This window comes from bacterium (assembly GCA_030685015.1).
Taxonomy (GTDB): domain Bacteria; phylum CAIWAD01; class CAIWAD01; order CAIWAD01; family CAIWAD01; genus CAIWAD01.
Genome location: JAUXWS010000075.1, coordinates 36,912 through 57,120, shown reverse-complemented (window position 1 = coordinate 57,120; position 20,209 = coordinate 36,912). Strand labels below are relative to the sequence as shown.

Sequence of the window (20,209 nt, the reverse complement as noted above, 5' to 3'; positions counted from 1 at the left end):
GGCCACCCAGGCTGTGTCGAAGATGGCGGCCCGCGGCCCGCCGGTGAAGCCCATGTCGTTGCGCCGGGTGCCCTGCCCCGGCCACAGGGCGAAGCCGGGGTTGTCTGGGTCCTCGGCGTCCTGCCACAAGCTGTCCGGCGTGCCGGCGTCGATGCAGGGGGAGGCCGGCGACAACCACGGGATGCCCAGGACTGAGTCGAACCCGGGATCCACGTCCACCAGATTGTCCTCTCCCAGCGGCATGGCCACGGGCAGCAGGCAATTCCGGTAGATCCCGGGCAGGACATGGCTCCAGCCCGGCCACTCGTACTGGGGCAGCTCCGCCTCCATGCGCGTGATCTGGTTGTTCCAGAACAGGCAGTTCTCGAAGGTGACCACTGGGTCCGCCGGGGCGTCCAGGTTGCGGTAACCGGGCATGACCAAGTAGGGCGTCTGGCTGTTGGTGATGGTCGTGTTGCGGATGAAGCTGGGCTCCGTGACTTTCAGCCGCAGGGGCATCTGCTCCGACTGGAAGGGGATGGGCGCAAAGGCCGTGCAGCTGTCGATCCAGACATTGTCCATCTGCACTGACTTCGCTTCCAAATCAAATCCCTGCCGCGAGGTGGCCAACATCAGCACGTTGCGGAAGTGCAAGTAGGATTCCAGCTTGGCCCGGATGTTCCCCTCGTCGTTGTTGCGAAAGACCAGATTGGTGAAAAGCTTGGGAATGGTGTTCGCGGATTGATTGGTCGCCCGGTCGAGGAGCAGCACGCTGCCCACGTCGACGTCGTCCGACAAATAACCCCCATAAGGCCGTTCAAAGGCCATATTGGGCTGTCGATTGCCATCAAACACCACATTGTCAACAAGAAAATAGTCATACAATTCTGATTTGATTATGGCGCAGTATCCTTCATTCGCCCAATATGATGGCATGCTTTCAGGCTCATCCTGATCAATTATCAAGTTATCCTTGAATAGGACATCTCGGAAAATAGTACTATCCGTTCCGTAGCTTCTGAACTTCAATAAGTTTGCTCCTTGAATTCCTCATTCTGGTGTACCAGCCCCGGGGGTCAGAATCACCGTGTTGTTCACGAATCTGGCGTTCTCCAGGGTCAGCTTCGAGGTGGTCAACATGGAAGGATAGTTGTTGCTGGAATTCCAGGGTGTATACGTGCTGTCCCCCAACACACAATCCTCCACGATCAGATTGGTCAAGCGCCCATGGTGCCAGGGAGCGTCACTTGGGTGCCGTAGTTCAAACTCCCCCACCACGGAATGCCCCGTCACCCCCCGATTGCGTTGAAAAACCAAGCTGTCCAGGTGGCTTGGAACACCCCAAAACATCACGTCAAACAGCCTGTTGGCTTGCGATCTGTTGCCCACTTGGGTGTTGTCCATGAATCGCACGTTCTTCACAGTGCCTGGCCAAAATCCATTCAATACTACGAAAACACTATTACTCCATGTACAATCTTCAATGGTAATATTGCTATACTCTTGGAACCCAAGTCCTCCATTAGATTGCAATCCGGCGCTTATGAGTGTACCACTTGAAACCGCACGTCTCACATAAATATCGGAAACATAAAGGCTGTCAGAGCTACTTACATGCATTAATCCGGAATCATCCATATCACTAATTCTTACATCACTCACCCTAGTACCATTAATAGAACTAGCAACTAACAAATATCTACTCAACCCGCTTGTACTATTATCATAAGCTCTTATATGTTGCATTAACATATATTTTGGCCTACTGAATGTCTCAACCGTCTCGTCCGCATAAACACAAACGCCGGAATACCTAGACACGTTCTGAGTGAAATGAAGGCGCCTTAGCGCCACATCAGCACTGTCCGTGACGTGCACGCCACCCCCTACCCAGTGCTGCCCCACGCCTCTCCGGATCTGGAAACCGTCCAGAATGAAGCGGTGCTGGCCGCCCGTATCCACCCGGATCACCGTGCCCAGGGAATCCCCGTCCAGGATGGTCTGGGGGATGAAGAGCGTGTCCCCCGTCAACAGCGCGTGCGAAGCCAACGTCAACGTCTTGTCGGGAATCACCAGCCGCTCGAGGTAGTGGCCCGGCGCCACCAGCACCGTGTCCCCGCTGGCGCAGGAGTCCACCGCCTGCTGGATCACGGGCCACGGGTCCGGCACCGTCCAGACCGCGGCCGGGAGGGGGAGGGGCGGTCCCCCGAAGAGGAGGACCGCCACAATCATCACATGGGTCTTGTTCATGACTATGCCTACCGAACCAGGATCACCTTGGCCACGGACACCCGCTGCCCCTGCACCGCTCGTGCCAGGTACACGCCCGTGGCCGCCTGGCCGGCCGTCCAGCGGAAAGTGTGGGCGCCGGCCGGGAGGACTCCCTCATGTAGCACGGCAACGCGCTGGCCCAGGGTGTTGAAGATCTCAAGGCTCAGCGCCTCCTCCCCGTCCACCTGCACGTCCAGTGTGGTGGTGGGATTGAAGGGATTGGGGTGGCAGGAGCGGATGCCGAAGGTGGAAGGCCGCTCCAGGGGCTTCCCGGGGTCCAGGCCAGGGGCGGGCGATCCGGCCGCCACCATGGCCGGCACCAGCACGCGCTGCAGGTTCCGCAGGGCCTGACGGCGCCGATCGATGCGCTGCGCCTCCATCTCGGGTCCCAGGGCGCTCATCTGGCCCTGCTCCGGATAGGTGGCAATCTCGGCCAGGGCCGTGTTGATCAGCAGCTCGGCCTTGGCATAGCCGTCTTTCTCGATCAGCAAGCTGTCCAGCAGAGCCTCGGCGGCTGGGCGGTCGCCGTGCATGGCCTCCACACACCATGCGCTGCAGACCTGGAAAATGGACAAGAGGTCGTCCACGGGTTCCGACTCGTCCGCCGCGCTTTCCAGCCCGGCCCGGATCAGCGGATAATCCTCGGCGCCGTACTCCGTATAGAGCCCGATGGCCTTGATGATGCCAGTCACCTCCGTGCAGTACTTCGATTCGGGGTAGTCCTCCAGAAGCTCGATCCAGTAGGCGACGGCCGCCTCATGGTTCTCGATCTCCGCGGCCTCTTGTCCAAATGCGTACAAGTCGTTCTCCCCACCCTGGCCCTGACAGGGGACGAAGAGGGTTGGGCAAGTGGCCAGCCAGGGCGAGAAGGTGCTCACAAAGCCCGGAATGTGGTTCTCCGGACTTTCACCATTGTCACAATCTTCTCCCCAGAAATTGTAAGCCCAGTTGGAGGATCCACCTGACGAAACAATGAATTGATAACTTGGCGCGTAATTATATGCTGCAAAAGCATTGTATCCGCACTCAAGATCAGTCCAGGTTTGAATTGCCTCGATCATGGGGTAATTTTCGTAGCCAACCGCATCCTCCTTGAAGAACTGATTGTTCGCCCCGTTCTTCATGTTCAAGGTCGCGGTTGCCGCAAGGATGGCTCCAGCCTCGACATTGTCAAATACATTGTGGTGCAAGTTGAGGGTCGCCCCGCCGAGCAGCACGGGGAAATTCAGATCTCCATTGTCCTGCGCGTTGAACTGATTGCTGGCGATGATGTGGCTTGGATTCGGCACAGTGCCATAATGCATCAATTTCCAGTACCAATTGTTCGGATAATCGTTGATCCTGTCGAAAGTGTTGTTCAGCACATCCACGTCCGAATACTGGACATCAATGCATCCAATCCCCATCACTCCATTTTGAATGTGCGTTGCCGTGAAGTCAAAATTCCTGAACTGGCCATAACACACGGCATCAAATATGACTTCCGTGTTTTGATAAGCGTTGAATTTGACGTTCCCGCTGGCGCCATTGAGATCAACATCACAATATCTGAAACACAAGGCGCCGTTGTAGAAATCAGGTGCTCTGTTGAATAGAACGCCATTGAAACTCGTGACCGCTTGGCTGGGTGCCGTGGAGGTTGATCCAAAGGAGATGCTTCCGCTGTCCAGCGAGCCGACAATGGCCGTTCGCGCGCCATCTGGGTCTCCAACAACAATGTTGTAACCGTTCGTGTTATCCGTGTCGCTGAAAATCATCGTATAGCCGTCGTCATTGCGGATGGTCGTTCCCTCTGGAATCACCAAGTCCGTGCCGGTGAAGGTCGTGTAGCCAATCACCTTGTACCAGCCCCGCTCCGTCAGGGTAGTGGTGCCGCTGACCTCCACCTCCTCGTACTTGGGTGTCCAGCCAATATCGGCGCGGGTGAGATCGAAGTCCCATGGCTCATCAGGGTCGCCGGCTTCCAGGGCGGGGGAATCCCAGCGCAGGCGGAGGTCCCCGCGGCGGGGGTCCACCAGGCGCAGGTCGGGGACCTGCACCAGGCCGGGCCGGGCCGGATCATGCGGCCGGGCCGCGCGGTCGCTCATGGACCACGAAAGTTGCACGGCGCCGTCCTTCTCCTCCTGGATGGCCGGCCCCGGCCCGCCCCCGCCCAGCAGGCAGGACCTCAGGCGCGCCGTGGCACCCGCCGCCACCTGCACCAGCGGCCCAAAGCCTGGAGCCCACATGGTGCTGGAAGAGAACAGGGCGCGGCCGCCGCGCAGCTCCACCAGCGGGGGAGTAAGTGTCCGCTTCGCCTGACGGGTGTCCGCCACCTCGTCCGGCATCTTGGACCATCCTGCCCGGCGCGCCCGGGGCCTGGCCCAGAGCCGGCACCGCTCAACCACCAGCCGTGCCTTGTCTCCCTCACAGACCAGAAGCGAGGCTCCCCCCGCCTTGCCCGCCACCACGCAGTCGCGCAGGATGAGAGTGCCGTGCACGAGGGCGGCGGGCCGGGAGCGGGAGGCGGTCAGGGTGGCGCCCTCCAGCACGAGGCTGTCCCCCGCCGCCACCACCAGCGGCCGGGCCGCGGCGGCGGAGCCGGAGATGAGCAGGAGGAGCATCAGGATGAGGGGTGCCGGTGCCACGGCTGCAAATACGGAAACGCTGCGGGGCGGGACAAGCACAAAGAGCCCGGTCCCGACTCTCCCTGTGGCGGGTGTGGGCGGCAATGGGGACGGAGGAGGGGGCTTCCGCTCGCCCACTTGTTTGCTTCTTGACGGCCCTCATTCCATCTTGGCGGGCCACCCGCGGCGGGTGGATCAACCCCTCAACACAGGAGCGACCCCATGAAGGATATCCTCGCCAAACTGGGCATCGAGGAACTGAACCAGGGCGCCAGCACGGGCAGCTGGATCACCTGCAAGGGCAACGTGCTGGAATCCGCCTCGCCCATCGACGGCAAGGTGCTGGCAGGCATCCAGCAGTGCGAGATGGCCGAGTACGAGCAGGTCATGCGCACGGCCGAGCAGGCCTTCCGCGAGTGGCGCATGTGGCCCGCCCCCCGGCGCGGGGAGATCGTCCGCCAGCTGGGCGAGGAACTGCGCGCCCACAAGGAGGAGCTGGCCGCCCTCGTCACCCTGGAAATGGGCAAGGTGATCCAGGAGGGGCGCGGCGAGGTGCAGGAGATGATCGACATCTGCGACTTCGCCACCGGCATGAGCCGTCAGCTCTACGGCGTGACCACCCACAGCGAGCGGGCCCGCCACCGCATGTTCGAGCAATGGCATCCGCTGGGCATCATCGGCGTGATCACGGCCTTCAACTTCCCGGTGGCCGTCTGGTCCTGGAACACGGCGCTGGCCCTGATCTGCGGCGACGTGGTGGTGTGGAAGCCCTCGAGCAAGACGCCCCTCACCGCCGTGGCCTGCCAGAAGATCGCCGAGAGGGTGCTGAAGCGGAACGGCGTGCCCGACGGCGTGTGCAGCCTCATCATCGGCAAGGGGAGCAGCGTGGGCGACGCCCTGGTGCGCGACACGCGCGTGCCGCTGATCAGCGCCACCGGCTCCACGCCCATGGGCAAGCGCCTGGCCGCCATCGTGGGCGAGCGCCTGGGCCGCACCATCCTCGAGCTGGGCGGCAACAACGCCATCATCGTGACACCCAATGCCGACCTCAGCCTGGCCATCCCCAACATCGCCTTCGGGGCCATCGGCACGGCCGGCCAGCGCTGCACCTCCACCCGGCGCATCATTGTCCATGAATCCCTGGCCGACACGGTCATCCAGAAGCTGGCCGCCGCCTATCAGACGGTGAAGATCGGCAACCCGCTGGTCGAGGGCGTGCTGATGGGGCCGCTGGTGGACGCCGGCGCGGTCAAGGATTTGCAGAGCGCCATCGCCAAGGTGAAGGCCGAGGGCGGCCAGATGATCTGCGGCGGCGAGCTGCTGGCCGGCCCGGGCTACGAGAGCGGTTGCTACGTGACGCCGGCCATCGCCAAGGTGCGCAACGAGATGGAGATCGTGCAGGAGGAGACCTTCGCCCCCCTGCTCTACATCATTCCTTACAGCGGCGGGATCGAGGAGGCCATCGCCCTGCAGAACGGCGTGCCCCAGGGCCTCTCCAGCGGCATCTTCACCAACCACGTCATCGAGAGCGAGACCTTCCTCTCGGCCATGGGCAGCGACTGCGGCATCGCCAACGTCAACCTGGGCACCTCCGGCGCCGAGATCGGGCTGGCTTTCGGCGGGGAGAAGGACACGGGCGGTGGCCGCGAATCGGGCAGCGACGTGTGGAAGTACTACATGCGCCGCCAGTCCAACACGGTCAACTGGTCGGGCAAGACGGCCTTCGCCCAGGGGATCAACTTCGAGCTGTGAGCTTCGGCATCAGCATCAATGGCAGGAGCCCGGCCGCGCGCCGGGCTCTTGTCTCATCAGGCCCTACCGGGCCGCTCCCTCCATCAAGTGGCGGGCCAGGGAGGGAGGAGTCCAATCGGGCAGGAAGAAGGCGGCCTCGAGGAAGAGCGTGTCCTCCAACTCGGGTCCCTCCCGGTCCGCCGCCAGTCCGGGATAGATGAGTCTCAGCGTCGCCCGCCACAGGCGGCGGCGCTGGGTGCGTCCCATCCCCGGGTTCTCATGCAGCAGCCACATCCAGTACTCCCGCGCCAGGGCGAGGCGCGCCTCCTGCTGGCGCAAGAGGCGGGTGCGCTCCGCCACGCACCGGGCCGCGGCGGGCTCCAGGCCGCCCACCACCGCCTGGACCGCCTGGCGCGCCTGGGCGACGGCTCTCCGGTCGGGCAGGACCAGGACGCCCTCCCGCCGGCGGGTGGCGTCCTCCGCCAGGGCGAGGCCGGCCTCCGCCAAGTGGCGGACGAAGCGGCAAAGGTCGTCCTCCAGGGCATGGGCGTTCATGCGCAGGATGGGCAGCCGCCGCTCGGGCAGCCACAGGCAGGCGTCGAGATCGAACTTGCCGGGGTGCGACTCGATGTCCAGGAGGCCCAGGGTCGTCAGCTTGCGCAAGGTGAGGGCCAGGGCGGGGGCCAGGTAGGAGAGGCCGTCCGTCAGCTCGGCGACCAGGTCCGCCGTGCCGGCGAAGCGGCCGCCGCAGCCCTCGGCGCAGGCGGCCATGTCCCAGGGACGGCCCACCATCGGCTCCGCTCCGGCGACCAGATCCTCCGGCCGCCAGGCGACGCCCCCCTGCCCGCCGGCGGCGCGCAGGGCGTTCCAGCTGGGTTGGTCGGCGTTGCGGGCCACCTGCTCGCGCAGGGCGAGCATCTCGTCGATGAGGTCCTCGAAGGTGGGACGCAGCTCCTCAAGCAGGGCGGCCCGCTCCTCCCACACCTGGCGGCGCGCCACGGGATCCACCCCGCTCAGCAGATGCCTCATCTCGGACAGGGGGCAGGACCGGCCGGAACGCCGGATGGCCAGGTTCCCCGCCAGCAGCAGGTACTCGGTCTCCAGCACCTGCAGGCGTTCCTGCAGGACCAGGTTGCTCTCGCGATGCAGCTCCATGCGGCGCGCCAGGACCGGCCAGTCCGTCGCCCCGGGCAGGCCGTCGCGTCCGGACGCCTCCCAGGCCTTGCGATCCAGGCGGTGGCGCAGATCGGCCAGCGGCGCCCCCAGTTCCTGATGCAGATCCGTCAGCCAGCCGTGCCGCTGCGCGTCGGCGACCTGGTCGCTGAGGTCGAGACGGGCCAGGAGCAGGACCTCCTCCACCGCCGCCTCGTACTCCGCCCGCTCCTCCAGCCAGGCGGCCAGCTCGCCGGGCGTGGCCAGAGGCCGCGCCAGCAGGTCGCGGGCGTGGGCCAGGGCCGTCCGCGGCCTGCCCAGGTTCAGGTCCTCGGGCAGGCGGCGGCGGGGGGGCCGGGGCAGACCTCTCAGGCGCTGCACGGTCCCTCCACCAGCCGGCCGGCGCTCCAGACCCGGTGCGGCTTCAGATCCAGCAGGGCAGCCCCCTGCAAGGCCAGGGGATCCTCCTCCCACAGCACCAGATCGGCATGGGCCCCCGGCGCCAGGCAGCCCAGCTCCTCGCCCCAGCCCGCCGCATGGGCCGCCTCCCAGGTCATGCCGCGCAGCAGCTCGGCCACGCTCAACGCCTCGCGGGTGCCGATGAGGGAAAGGCCGCCCCGGCTCAGGCGCGTCGTGCCGTGGAAGAGATTGAGGCGGGGATCGAGGGGCTCGACGGGCCAGTCCGTGCCCACGGGCAGGGGCAGTCCCGCCTCGAGCAGGGATTTCCAGGGGAAGGCGAGGGCGGCCTGCTCGCGGGTGAGGCGCGTGGCGAAGCCGTCCTGGTCGGTGCCGCAATGCAGGGGCTGCACGCTGGGAATGATCTCCAGGCGGCGCAAGCGGGCCTTGTCCTCGCGCCGCATGAACTGGGCATGCTCGATGCGGTGCCGCCAGCCGCGCACGGCATGGCCCTCCTTGGCCAGCTCCTCGAAGCAGTCGATCACGCGGGTGACGGCCAGATCGCCGATGGCATGCACGGCCAGGCGCCAGCCACGCTCCAGGCCGCGCCCCATCCAGGCCAGCAGATCCTCCGGCGCCGCCACCAGGGTGCCGCGCCGTCCGTCCAGGTAGGGCGCGCCCATCGCCGCGCTCTGGCTGCCCAGGGCGCCGTCCGCGAAGAGCTTGAGCGTGTCCACCCGCAGGCGCGGGGAGCGATAAGGCTCGAGCAGGTAGGTGTCGGGGGCCAGGTTGCCGTCGTTGCGCCAGCCCTGGATGCGCAGGGTGAGGCGGCCCTCCTCCTCCAGCCGCTGGAAGAGCGGGAGATCGGCGCGGCGCAGGTTCTCCCCCACGCCCGTGATGCCGAAGGCATGGGCGTGGGCCTGGGCCGCCAGGATGAAGGCGAGGCGCTCCTCCTCCCCGGCCGGGGGCAGGACGGGACGCACCCAGAGGGCCGCATTCTCCCAGAGCAGGCCGGTGGGACGGCCGCCCTCGTCGCGCTCCACGGCGCCGCCGGGCGGATCGGGCCGCCCCGCGACCCCGATCAGGGCCAGGGCCGCGCTGTTGCAGAGGCAGGAATGCAGGTCGTGGGTGTCCAGGCAGAGCGGCACTCCCCCCGTCGCCTCGTCCAGCTCGGCCAGGGTGGGCACCAGGGGGCCGGGTTGCAGCCCCTGGCCCAGCACCCAGCCAGCGCGTTGGTCAGGGCCGGCCGGCACGGCGCGGGCCCGCCTGGCCAGCTCGGTGAGCAGGGAGGCGCGGTCGGCATGGTCGGAGGCCTGCACCCGGCCCAGGGCCTCGCCACCCAGGACGAGGTGGACATGGGCGTCGAAGATGCCGGGGGTCAGGGTCCGTCCGCCCCCGTCCACGACCTGGTCGGCCGGCGGCAGGGGCTGCCCGGCCGGCAGGATCCGCGCGATGCGGCCTTCCTCCAGCACCAGGCTGCCGGGACGCCGCCCCTGGCTGCGCGGATCATGAAGCCGGATGTGGTGGATCAGGGTTCGCATGGAATTCCTCACCGAGTGGATGCTGCCGCGGACGGGTCGCTGGACCACCGGGGCATCCCCCACTCATCGACGTGATCCGGTTCCCGATTCAGCCGGCCTGGCGGATGAAGTCCGGACGGCGGATGCGCTCCACGGCCACGGCCCGGCCGCTGGCCGTGTCCAGGGTGAAGAGGACGCCCTCGAGCACCGAGGCGCCCAGGGCCGACTCGTACTTCTGCGGCGTCTGCAGGAGGAAGCGGCGCAGGGCCACCTCCGACTTCATGCCGATGACGCCCTCGTGGCAGCCGGTCATGCCGGCGTCCGTGATGAAGGCCGTTCCTTTGGGCAGGATGCGCTCGTCCGAACTCTGCACGTGGGTGTGGGTGCCCGTCACCGCGGCGACGCGGCCGTCCACATGGAGGGCGAGGGCGGCCTTCTCGGCGCTCGCCTCGGCGTGCATGTCCACCAGGATGAGGGGCGGCCGGGCGCGGGCGGCCACCTCCCGCTCCACCGCCTGCAGCTCCTCGTCCAGGCGGCGGAAGGGGCAGTCGATGGGCGCCATGAAGACGCGGCCCTGCACGTTCATGACGACGAGGGGGGGCAGACCAGGAGCCATGTGGGTGGTCCAACCCCGGCCGGCCAGGCCGGGCGGATAGTTGAGGGGGCGCAGGAGGCCGGGCTCGCTCTTGAGCAGGCCGTGGATCTGGAAGCGGTCCCAGCTGTGATTGCCACCTGTCATGACCTGCACGCCGGCGGCGCGCACGCGTTTGAGGATCTCCGCGTTGATGCTCTTGCCTTCCCAGGCGTTCTCGACGTTGGCGACGCAGAGGTCCGCCCCCGTGTCGTGCAGCAGGCCGGGCAGTTCGCGGTCCAGGGCCTGCAGGCCCGGCTCGCCCACGATGTCGCCCACGAAGAGGATGCGCGCCGTCGCTTTCACGGGCGCCTACTTGGCCACGCCCACGCTGCGGAACTCCCGCACCGTGGTCACGCGGATCTGGCCCGGATAAATGACGCGGCGCTGGATCTCCTCGGCGATCTCCGTCGAGAGGAGGTCCAGCTGGTCCTCCGGCACCTCGGCCGGATTGACCACCACGCGCAGCTCGCGGCCAGCCTGGAGGACGTAGGCGTTGTCCACGCCGGCGATGCCGCGGGCCACCTCCTCGATCTGGCACAGCCGCTGGATGTAGCGGCCCATGTGTTCGCCGCGGATGCCGGGCCGGCTGAGGGAGACTTTGTTGGCCACGTGGATGAGGGTGGCCATCAGGCTGCGTGTGCCGGCATCGGCCTCCTGGAAGCGGATCGCCTCCTCGATGTCCGGCTTCTCGCCGTACTTGCGCACCAAGTCGGCCCCCAGCTGGCAGCTGTCCTGCTCCGTGTAGCCGTCCACCGCCTGGCCGATGTCGTGCAGGAGGCCGGCCCGCCGCACCCGCCGGCTGTCCACGTGCAGCTCGGCGGCCAGGATGCCGGCGATGCTGGCCACCTCCTTGGAATGGGCCAACAGGTTCTGTCCCTGGACGTTCTTGTAGTTGAGCAGGCCCAGGTGGCGGATCAACTCCTGCTGCAGGCCGTGCACGCCCAGATCCAGCATGGCCTGCTCGCCGATCTGGAGGATGGTCTGCGCCATGTCCTCCCGCACCCGCTCCACCACCTCCTCGATGCGGGCGGGATGGATGCGGCCGTCGTTGATGAGGCTGGCGAGGGCGATGCGGGCGATCTCCCGCCGCATGGGGTCGAAACTGGAGAGGAGGACGGTGCGCGGCGTGTCGTCCACCAGCAGCTCCACGCCGGTGACCGCCTCGAAGGAGCGGATGTTGCGTCCTTCGCGGCCGATGATGCGGCCCTTGATCTCGTCGGAGGGAAGCTCGAAGACGGTGACGGTGGACTGGGCGCTGTGCTCCACGGCCGTCCGCTCCATGGCGCTGACCAGGATGCGCCGGGCCTCCTGGGAGGCGTAGAGGCGGGCCTGCTCGCGGATCTCGTTGAAGTGCTGGGCCGCCTCCGACTGGACCTTGTGCTCCAGGTTGTGGAAGAGCTGGGCGCGGGCCTCCTCGGTGGTCAGGCGGGCGATACTCTCCAGCTTCTCATTCTGCTGCTCGACGATCTCCTCGGCCCGGCGCCGCGCCTTCTCCAGCCGCTCGCTCTGGCTCTCCATCAGCTGTTCGCGGTGCTTGAGGTCCAGCTCCTTGCCGCTGAGCAGCTCGCGCTTCTTCTCGACGGTCAGCTCCTTCTCGCGCAATTGGATCTCGCGCTCCTTGAGCTGCTCCTCGCGCTGCTGCTTCTTCTCCTCCAGGCGGTCCAGTTCCCGCGCCAGGGTCTCCTCCGCCTCGAGCCGCGCCTCGTGGGCCAGGGTCTCGGCCTCGCTGCGGGCGCCGCGCAGGAGGTCCTCCGCCTCGCGCAGCCGAAGCTGATAATGGGAGTTGGCGCCGCGCATGGCCAAGCGGAAACCGGCATAGAGACCCAGCGCCAGGGCCAGGATGCCGACAAGCAGTGCAGGCAGGAAAGTCATCAAGGCGTCCCTGGGTTGAGGGAAGCCGGTCGCGGCGGACGGTGGAAAAAAGCCCCTGCGGACTCGCCAGACAAAAGAAACCTCTTACATCGTCACGGTGGGTGCCCGCCAGAATGCGTCTGGGATCCGCCGGCCCCGAAGGACGACTCCGCCGAAACGAAGCGCGGCCTGCCATCGGCACTCGTGTGAGACAAGCTCCCATAGTCTATTTAATCGGTTCTTTTGCAAGGGGTTGAGCCCGCAGGGGTCCATGCCTGTGGCCCCGGCTCTCACCCGCCGGTGTCTTCTCCCGTCCTCAAATGGTCTTCGATCCGCTTGCTGAGTACATCAAGGGCGCCGGACCCGGGGGCCGCACCCTCCTCCCGGCGGAGCATCTCCCCCGCCAGATTGAGGGCCGCCAAAGCCGCCACGATGGCCGGCTCGCGATGTGTCGCGCCACGGGAGACCAGCTCCATGCGCTCCCGCACCATGAGGACGGCGGCATCGAGCTCCGCGTCCTCCAGCTCCGTGCGCAGGGGCACCCGGATGCCGTGCAGGGTCACCGTGCGGCTGACACTCATGTTGCATTCGCTCGCGGGATCAATCCCGTCATCTATGGCCACGACCCGCGTTCCGGGTCCGTTCAGTCTTCCAGGTTCTCAAGCAGCCGCTCCAATCGACTCCGGGCCTCGGCCAGGCTGGACTCGTCGGGCAGGGCCGCCAGCCGCTCGCGCAGGCGATGGCGCTCCTGCTCCAGGTCCTGCACCCGGCGGAGGGCCTGATCCAGGCGTTCCTGCAGGCGACGACACTCCCGGGCCTGCTCACCGGCCCGCTCCTGGAGGCGAAGCTCCAGCTGGCCGGCCTGCTCCCGCCATCGCCCGTGATCGGCCAGCAGCTGGTCGACCAGGGCCGCCAACCGGGTCAAGGCATCCATCTCGCCTAGCTCCGCAGCCGGGCCCCGTGTCGGGCGGCCACCCGCTCCAACAGGCGCGCCACCAGTGGATCAAGCTCCGCGTCCGTCAGGCTGCGCTCCGCGTCGTTGAAGCGCAGGCGGAAGGTGCGGCTGAGGCTGCCCGCCGGCACGCCCGGCCCTTGGTAGATGTCCTGCACCTGCACGTGGCGAAGCAGGGGCCGGCCCGTCTCCAGCAGCGTCTCGGCCAGCTCCCCCGCCGACACTCCGGCCTCGCTGACCAGATTGAGGTCGCGCAGGACGGAGGGCTGCCGGGAGAAGGGCTGGTAGCGCGGGACTCCCGGCGCGAGGCGGGACACCGCCTCCAGATCCAGATCCAGCGCGAACACCGGCCGTTCCGTTCCCAGTCCTTCGCAGACCAAAGGGTCCAGTTGGCCGAACACGCCAAGCGTTTCCCCCTGGCTGGAAAGGGCCAGGGAATTGGCGGAGAAGACGTCGCCAAGGTAGGGAAGAAAGCGAAGCCCTTCAAGGTGAAGCGACTTCAGAAGCGCCAGGACGGACTCGCGCAGATCGTGGAAGGTGAAGGGCTCGGCCGGACCCTGCCAGCCCGCCGGCCGACGATCGCCGCACAGCAGGAGGGCCAGGTGCTGGCACTCCCGGCAGCCGGTCTCGCTGGCCGGGTCCGGGTGGAACTCGCGGTCCAGCTCGAAGAGGCGCAGACTCTCGGCGCGCCGGTTGAGGTTGTGGACCGCCGTCGCCACCAGGCTGGGCAGGAGACTGGTGCGCAGGACGGACAGCTCCTCGGCCAGGGGATTGCGGATGCGGAGGGCGGGGCGCCCCGGCAGGGTGCGCTCCAGCAGGGCCGGACTGACCATGCTGTAGCTCATCACCTGGCGGAAGCCCAGGTTGATCGCCGCCCGGCGCGCACGGCCGGCCAGCTCGCGCCGCGGATTGGAGCGCTGGCCCAGCAGGACGCGGGCGCTGGTCGCCTCCGCTACTTCCTGGTAGCCCTCCAGGCGGACCACCTCCTCGATCAGGTCGATCTCCCGCTCCAGGTCGAAGCGCCAGCTGGGGGGGGTCACCGCCACCGTGCCGTCGCCCGCCAGGGCGCAGGCGGCGCCCAGCGCCTCCAGGTGGCGCACCATGCGGTCAGGAGAGAGGGCAAGCCCCAGCACGGCGTTGCAGCGCCCGGGCCGGAAGCGGATGAGCGGCGGTCGGCGCGGACGCGGATGGTCCTCGACGAGGGGACCGGCCGTGCGGCCACCAGCGATGTGGGCGATGAGAGCGCAGGCCCGGTCCAGCACCTGCGCCACGTCGTCCGGATCGACGCCACGCTCGAAGCGGCGGCTGGAGTCGGAGGCAAGGCCGGCCCGGCGGGCCCCCATGCGGATGTTGACGGGGTCGAAGGCCGCGCACTCGAGCAGGATGGTCGTCGTGTCGGGCGCGATGCCGGACTCCAGCCCGCCCATGATCCCGCCCAGCGCCACCGGCCGGGCGGCGTCGCAGATGAGGGTGTGCTCCGGCCCCAGCTCCCGCTCCACCCCGTCCAGGGTGGTGAAGGACTCGCCGGCGGCGGCGAAGCGCACGCGGATCTCGCCGCCCTGGATGCGCCGCCAGTCGAAGGCGTGGAGCGGGTGGCCCAGTTCCCACATCACATAGTTGGTGGCGTCCACCACGTTGTTGATGGCGCGCAGGCCCACCGCCTCCAGGCGATCCACCAGCCAGCGCGGGCTGGGTCCGACCGCGACGCCCTCCATCAGGCGGGCGGCGTAGCGCGGGCAGCCCGCGCAGTCCGGCGCGATGGTCACGCGCAGGGAGGGTCCGCCCTCCGTGCTGGGTGCGGCGGGCAGGGCGGGACGGGCCGGCTGCCAGCCGTTGAGGGCGGCCAGGTCGCGGGCGATGCCAAGGATGGAAAGGGCGTCGCCGCGGTTCTGGGTGATCTCCAGGTCCAGCACCACCTCGCTCAGGCCGAAGTCGCGGGCCAGGGGATCGCCCGGCCGCCAGCGCGTGGCGTCCAGCACGAGCAGGCCGCTGTGATCGTCGGAGAGGCCCAGCTCCACTTCGCTGCAGAGCATGCCCTCGCTCTCCACGCCGCGGATGCGCGCCTTCTTGAGCGGCTGATTGTCCAGGCCGGGCAGGCGGGCGCCCAGCCGCGCCAGGGGCACGGTCAGGCCCTCCACCGCGTTGGGGGCGCCGCAGACCAAGGTGAGCGGCTCCGCGCCGTGGTCCACCGTGACCAGATGCAGGCGGTCGGCGCCGGGGTGGGGCTCGACCCGCTCGATGCGGGCCGCCACCACCCCTTCCAGGCCGCGCTCGATGCGCTGCACGCCCTCCACCTCGAAGCCCAGCATGGTCAGCTGCTCGACCAGGGCCTCGACCCCCGCCGCGCTGCGGTCCACGGGAATGAAATCGGAGAGCCAGGAGAGGGAGATCTTCATGTTGCGGTCCGCCAGCTGGTGGTGCGCCCGTGCCCTGTCATGCGCTAAAACTGCTCGAGGAAGCGCCAGTCGTTCTCATAGAAGTGCCGGATGTCGTCCACGCCGTAGAGCAGCATGGCCATGCGCTCCACGCCCAGGCCGAAGGCGAAGCCCGTCCACTCCTCGGGGTCGATCCCGACGCCCTCCAGCACGGCGGGATCCACCATGCCGCTGCCGCCCATCTCCAGCCAGCCCGACTGCTTGCAGACGCGGCAGCCGGCTCCGGCGCAGAGGAAGCAGCTGACGTCCACCTCGGCGCTGGGCTCGGTGAAGGGGAAGAAATGCGGCCGGAAGCGGATGCGCGTCGCTGCGCCGAAAATGCGGCGATAGAACTCCAGCAGCGTGCCCTTGAGGTCGGCGAAGGTCACGCCGCGGTCCACGTAGAGACCCTCCACCTGCATGAACATGGGGCTGTGGCTGGCGTCCGGCTTGTCGTTGCGGTAGACGCGCCCCGGCGCGATGATGCGCAGGGGCGGCCGCACCTGTTCCATCACCCGGATCTGGACGGGGCTCGTCTCGGTGCGCAGCATGTGGCCCTGGGCCAGGTAGAGGGAGTCGCTCTCCAGGCGGGCCGGATGCCAGAAAGGCGTGTTGAGCATGTCGAAGTTGTAGCGCTCGCTCTCCACCTCGGGCCCGTCCTCCACGGTGAAACCCATGTGGGCGAAGACCTCGGTGATGCGGTCGAGGATCTGCTGCAGGGGGTGCGCGCCGCCCAGGGGCACGGGGTGCCCGGGCAGCGTGAGATCCACCGGCGTGACGCCCGCGGCGCGGCGCAGCGCCTCCTGCCGGGCCTTGAAGGCCGCCTCCAGCTCCTCCTTGAGCACATTGACCAAGGCCCCGAAGCCGGGCCGCTCCGCCGGGGGCAGCTCCTTCATCTGCTTGAAGAGATCCTGCAGGCTTCCCTTGCGACCCAGCCAGGCCGCCCACAGGGCGGCGAGCCCCTCGCGATCGGCGGCGGCGGCCAGGGCGGCGTGGAAATCCGCCCGCAGTTTGTCCAGGATGCTGCTCATGTCGCTCCCTTCCCGGTGTCCCTCTCCCCGTGGGGCGGCGAGGGTCCGGCGGCGTGATATCTGCGAGGCCTCCCGAGCGCAGGCGGGCCACCCCGGGAGGAGTGCTCACGGAAATGTCCCCCGCGGGGGACATTTCCAGGTGCGATTCCGTTCGGCGCTAGCGCAAGGACCGCACCAGCTGCCCGAAGGCCTCCGGTTCGCGGACGGCCATGTCCGCCAGCTGGCGGCGATCCAGATCCATCCCCTTGGCGGCCAGCAGGTGGATGAAGCGGCTGTAGTTCATGTCGGCGTCGTGCAGGCGCACGGCGGCGTTGATGCGGGCGATCCAGAGGCGGCGGAACTCGCCCTTGCGGACCTTGCGGTGGGCCGTGGAGTTGGCCAGGGCGCGATCGACGGCCTGCAGGGTCTGGCGCAGCAGGTTGCGCCGTCCGCCGCGGAAGCCCTTGGCGGCTTCGAACACGCGCTTGCGGCGGGCCTTGGAGGCGGGGTTGTTGGTTGCTCTCGGCATGGGGGGGCCTCCTTAGCTCAGGATCATGCGCTTGACGCGCGGTTCATCGGCGGGGGACACCAGGGCGCTTTTGCGCAGGTTGCGCTTGCGGCCGGGCGACTTGCTGGTGAGGATGTGGCTGCCGTAGGCCTTGTGGCGCTTGACCCGGCCCTTGCCGGTCAGTTTGAAGCGCTTCGCCGCCGCGCGGTTGGTTCTCATTTTGGGCATGATCTATTCCTCCGTCTTCTTCTTGACCGCGGTCTTCTTGGGGGCCAGCAGGGCGCTCATGCTGCGCGGCCCGTCCATTTTCGGCTCCTGCTCGATCAGGATGATCTCCTTGAGGATCTCCAGGAACTTATCCAGGGCCTCCTGCCCGAACTCCTTGTGCGTGATCATGCGGCCGCGAAAGATGACGAAGGCCTTCACCTTGTGGCCGTCCTCCAGGAAGTCCCGCGCCTGGGCCGCCTTCGTCTCCAGGTCGTGCTGGCTGATCTTGGGCGTCAGGCGCACGCCCTTCACCGTGATCGTGTGCTGTTTGACCTTGGCGGCCTTGTCCTTCTTGGACTGCTGGTAGAGGAACTTCCCGTAGTCCATGATCTTGCAGACCGGCGGATCGGCGTTGGGCGCGATCTCCACCAGGTCCAGGCCCTCATGCTGGGCCATCTCGACCGCCGCCAGCGTGTCCACGATCCCCGCCTGCGAGCCGTCCGCCGCGATGAGGCGGACGCTGGGGATGCGGATGTTCTCGTTGATCCGATGCTTGGGCACCAGGATGGCCGGGCGCTGCAGGAACTTCCTTCTGGCGATGATGGACTCCTTGTGTTGGGCCTGCGCGGTTCAGGCATGTGGCCGCCCTGCGGCGGCCGCCGCGACGGGGCTTCAGGCGCCGGTCGCCGGAAGCTCCTCCTCCAGGCTGCGCCCGTCCACGAGCCGGCGCAGCTCCATGACCATCTCCTCCACCGGCCGGACGCCCAGGTCGCCGCGGCCGTGGCGGCGCACCGCCACCAGGCCCTGCTCCGCCTCGCGGGCGCCCACCACCAGCATCCACGGGATCTTGCGCGTCTCCGCGGCGCGGATCTTGTAGCCGATCTTCTCGTTGCGCGTCTCCAGCTGGGCGCGGATCCCCGCCGCCGCCAGCCGCTCCTGCACGGCGCGCGCCGCCTCCAACTGCCCCTCGGTGATGGGCAGCACGATGGCCTGGACAGGCGCCAGCCAGGTGGGCAGGTTGCCGGCGAAGTGCTCGATGAGGATGCCGATGAAGCGCTCCAGGCTGCCGAAAATGGCGCGATGGATCATGACCGGGCGGTGGCGCTCGCCGTCCACGCCGATGTACTCCAGCCCGAAGCGCTCGGGCATGGAGAAGTCCAGCTGGATGGTGGCGCACTGCCAGCGGCGCCCCAGGCTGTCCTTGATGTGGAAGTCGATCTTGGGGCCGTAGAAGGCGCCGTCGCCGGGGTTGAGCTTGAAGCTGGCGCCCACCCGCCGGAGCGCGGCCGCCAACGCCGCCTCGGCATGGGCCCAGACCTCCAGGCTGCCGATGTACTTGCTCTCGGGCCGGGTGGACAGCTCCATCTCGTACTTGAAGCCGAAGGTGGCGTAGATGCGGTCCACCAGGGAGATGATCTTGACCACCTCCTCCTCGGCCTGCTCAGGCGTGCAGAAGACATGGGCGTCGTCCTGCACGAAACTGCGCACCCGGAAGAGGCCGTGCAGCACGCCCGACTTCTCGTGGCGGTGGACCTGGCCCAGCTCGGCGTACTTGAGCGGCAGCTCCTTGTAGGAATGTGGCTGGCTGCCGAAGACGGTGAGGTGGCCGGGGCAGTTCATGGGCTTCACCGCGAAGGCGCCTTCGTCGATCTTGGTGAAGTACATGTTCTCGCCGTAGTTGTCCCAGTGGCCGCTGCGGTGCCACAGCTCCTCGGAGAGGATGATGGGCGTGCGGATCTCCTGGTAGCCGGCGGCGCGGTGCAGTTCGCGCCAGAAGCCCACCAGCTCGTCCCAGACGATGGCGCCGTTGGGATGCCAGAAGGGGAAGCCCGGCCCCACCTCGTGGAAGGAGAAGAGCTCCAGCTCGCGGCCCAGCTTGCGGTGGTCCCGCTTCTTCGCCTCCTCGATCATGAAGAGGTACTGGTCCAGCTCGGCCTGGCTGAGGAAGCTGATGGCGCGCACGCGCTGCAGCTGCTCGTTCTGCTCGTCGCCGCGCAGGTAGGCGCCGGCCACGCTCAGCACTTTCACAGCCTTGATCCTGGCTGTGTCCAGCAGGTGCGGACCGCGGCAGAGGTCGGCCCAGGCGCCCTGCTCATAGACGGAGACAGCTTCGCCGCGGGCCTCGATGGCGTCGATGAGGTCCAGCTTGAAGCGCTCGCCGCGCTCCTGGAAGAAGCGGCGCGCCTCGGAGGCGGGCAGTTCCCGGCGCACCAGGCGCTCCTTGCGCGTGAGGATCTCCCGCATCTTCTCCTCGATGCGGGGCAGGTCCTCCTCGCCGATGGGCTGGGGGAATTTGATGTCGTAGTAGAAGCCGGCCTCGGTGGGGGGGCCGTCGTCCAGCATGGCTTCCGGCCACAGTTCCTTGACCGCCTGGGCCAGGACGTGGGCGGAGCTGTGCCAGAAGACGGCCTTGCCCGCCTCGTCCTCCCAGGTGAGGAAGCGGACGCGGGCGTCCTTCTGCAGAGGATGGACCAAGGAAAGGATCTCGCCGTCCAGTTCGGCCGCCAGGGCGGCCTTGGCCAACGAGGGACTGATTTCCTTGGCGACTTCCAGGGGCGTGGCGCCAGGCTGGACCTGGCGGCAGGCGCCGTCTGGAAAGGTCAGGGTCAACATGAGCCCGGCCTTTCGTTTGCCCGGGGTGACGTGCGCCAATGACGTCATCCCCTTGTGGGCCAAAGGCTGCGCCTTCGGCCATGGGCGGCACAGGAATCGAACCTGTGACCTCTAGCGTGTCGAGCTAGCGCTCTAACCAACTGAGCTAGCCGCCCTTGAAGCCGCGAAAGGTAGAGTCCTGATGGGCGGGAGTCAAGGGGATCCACGCCAGGAGGCAGGGTGGACCCGGCCCCACCTGCGGCATCCAGCCTTCAACACCCGGCATCCTGTGCCCAGCAGGCCGGTGAATCAGGGCCGCGCCACCAACCCAAGCGACCCACCCAACATCATCGCCACAACCATCGGCGTTGAACCCGTTCTCCAAC

At 67.5% G+C, this 20,209-nt stretch carries 16 protein-coding genes and 1 tRNA gene; 1 reads left to right on the top strand and 16 read right to left on the bottom strand.

Annotated elements, in window-relative coordinates:
- The 3 genes from Q8O14_11055 to Q8O14_11045 all read right to left on the bottom strand — a co-directional run.
- On the bottom strand, positions 1–777 hold a 777-nt coding region (locus tag Q8O14_11055; GenBank protein MDP2361269.1), incomplete at its 3' end, for a hypothetical protein.
- A 252-nt stretch (positions 778–1,029) separates the two neighbouring features.
- Complete coding sequence (locus tag Q8O14_11050) at positions 1,030–2,229, bottom strand: hypothetical protein (GenBank protein MDP2361268.1); 1,200 nt, start codon at positions 2,227–2,229, stop codon at positions 1,030–1,032.
- A gap of 8 nt (positions 2,230–2,237) precedes the next feature.
- The gene (locus tag Q8O14_11045; GenBank protein ID MDP2361267.1) at positions 2,238–4,520 is read right to left on the bottom strand and encodes a T9SS type A sorting domain-containing protein; all 2,283 of its coding nucleotides are present in this window, start codon (positions 4,518–4,520) and stop codon (positions 2,238–2,240) included.
- 558 nt (positions 4,521–5,078) lie between these two features.
- Between Q8O14_11045 and Q8O14_11040 the strand changes: the two genes are divergently transcribed.
- Positions 5,079–6,608: an aldehyde dehydrogenase family protein gene (locus Q8O14_11040; protein ID MDP2361266.1), complete on the top strand. Its 1,530-nt coding sequence runs from the start codon at positions 5,079–5,081 to the stop codon at positions 6,606–6,608.
- 63 nt (positions 6,609–6,671) lie between these two features.
- On the opposite strand, the gene Q8O14_11035 is transcribed toward Q8O14_11040, so the two are convergent.
- From Q8O14_11035 to Q8O14_10975, 13 genes are all read right to left on the bottom strand, one after another.
- A complete protein-coding gene (locus Q8O14_11035) occupies positions 6,672–8,120 on the bottom strand; it encodes a hypothetical protein (GenBank protein MDP2361265.1) in 1,449 nt (482 codons plus the stop codon).
- Positions 8,108–9,676, bottom strand: coding sequence for an amidohydrolase family protein (locus Q8O14_11030; GenBank protein MDP2361264.1), 1,569 nt, complete (start codon positions 9,674–9,676; stop codon positions 8,108–8,110). Before Q8O14_11030 ends, Q8O14_11035 begins: the two co-directional genes overlap by 13 nt.
- 88 nt (positions 9,677–9,764) lie before the next feature.
- Positions 9,765–10,592: a TIGR00282 family metallophosphoesterase gene (locus Q8O14_11025; protein ID MDP2361263.1), complete on the bottom strand. Its 828-nt coding sequence runs from the start codon at positions 10,590–10,592 to the stop codon at positions 9,765–9,767.
- A 6-nt stretch (positions 10,593–10,598) separates the two neighbouring features.
- Complete coding sequence (gene rny, locus Q8O14_11020; GenBank protein ID MDP2361262.1) at positions 10,599–12,161, bottom strand: ribonuclease Y; 1,563 nt, start codon at positions 12,159–12,161, stop codon at positions 10,599–10,601.
- A gap of 269 nt (positions 12,162–12,430) precedes the next feature.
- Complete coding sequence (gene zapA / locus Q8O14_11015; GenBank protein MDP2361261.1) at positions 12,431–12,721, bottom strand: cell division protein ZapA; 291 nt, start codon at positions 12,719–12,721, stop codon at positions 12,431–12,433.
- A gap of 62 nt (positions 12,722–12,783) precedes the next feature.
- The gene (locus tag Q8O14_11010; GenBank protein MDP2361260.1) at positions 12,784–13,074 is read right to left on the bottom strand and encodes a hypothetical protein; all 291 of its coding nucleotides are present in this window, start codon (positions 13,072–13,074) and stop codon (positions 12,784–12,786) included.
- A 5-nt stretch (positions 13,075–13,079) separates the two neighbouring features.
- The gene (gene pheT, locus Q8O14_11005) at positions 13,080–15,488 is read right to left on the bottom strand and encodes a phenylalanine--tRNA ligase subunit beta (GenBank protein ID MDP2361259.1); all 2,409 of its coding nucleotides are present in this window, start codon (positions 15,486–15,488) and stop codon (positions 13,080–13,082) included.
- A gap of 44 nt (positions 15,489–15,532) precedes the next feature.
- The gene (gene pheS, locus Q8O14_11000; GenBank protein ID MDP2361258.1) at positions 15,533–16,537 is read right to left on the bottom strand and encodes a phenylalanine--tRNA ligase subunit alpha; all 1,005 of its coding nucleotides are present in this window, start codon (positions 16,535–16,537) and stop codon (positions 15,533–15,535) included.
- A 157-nt stretch (positions 16,538–16,694) separates the two neighbouring features.
- Positions 16,695–17,045 carry a 50S ribosomal protein L20 gene (rplT, locus tag Q8O14_10995; protein MDP2361257.1) on the bottom strand — a complete coding sequence of 117 codons (351 nt, stop codon included), beginning with the start codon at positions 17,043–17,045 and terminating at the stop codon, positions 16,695–16,697.
- 12 nt (positions 17,046–17,057) lie between these two features.
- Entirely contained in the window at positions 17,058–17,252 is a 195-nt protein-coding gene (rpmI, locus tag Q8O14_10990; GenBank protein ID MDP2361256.1) for a 50S ribosomal protein L35, read from the bottom strand.
- A 3-nt stretch (positions 17,253–17,255) separates the two neighbouring features.
- Positions 17,256–17,792 (bottom strand): translation initiation factor IF-3, encoded by a 537-nt coding sequence (gene infC, locus Q8O14_10985; GenBank protein ID MDP2361255.1) that lies wholly within the window; start codon positions 17,790–17,792, stop codon positions 17,256–17,258.
- Between the two features lie 111 nt (positions 17,793–17,903).
- The gene (gene thrS, locus Q8O14_10980) at positions 17,904–19,844 is read right to left on the bottom strand and encodes a threonine--tRNA ligase (protein MDP2361254.1); all 1,941 of its coding nucleotides are present in this window, start codon (positions 19,842–19,844) and stop codon (positions 17,904–17,906) included.
- Positions 19,845–19,925: 81 nt separating this feature from the next.
- Positions 19,926–19,999, bottom strand: a tRNA-Val gene (locus Q8O14_10975).
- Positions 20,000–20,209 lie beyond the last annotated feature (210 nt).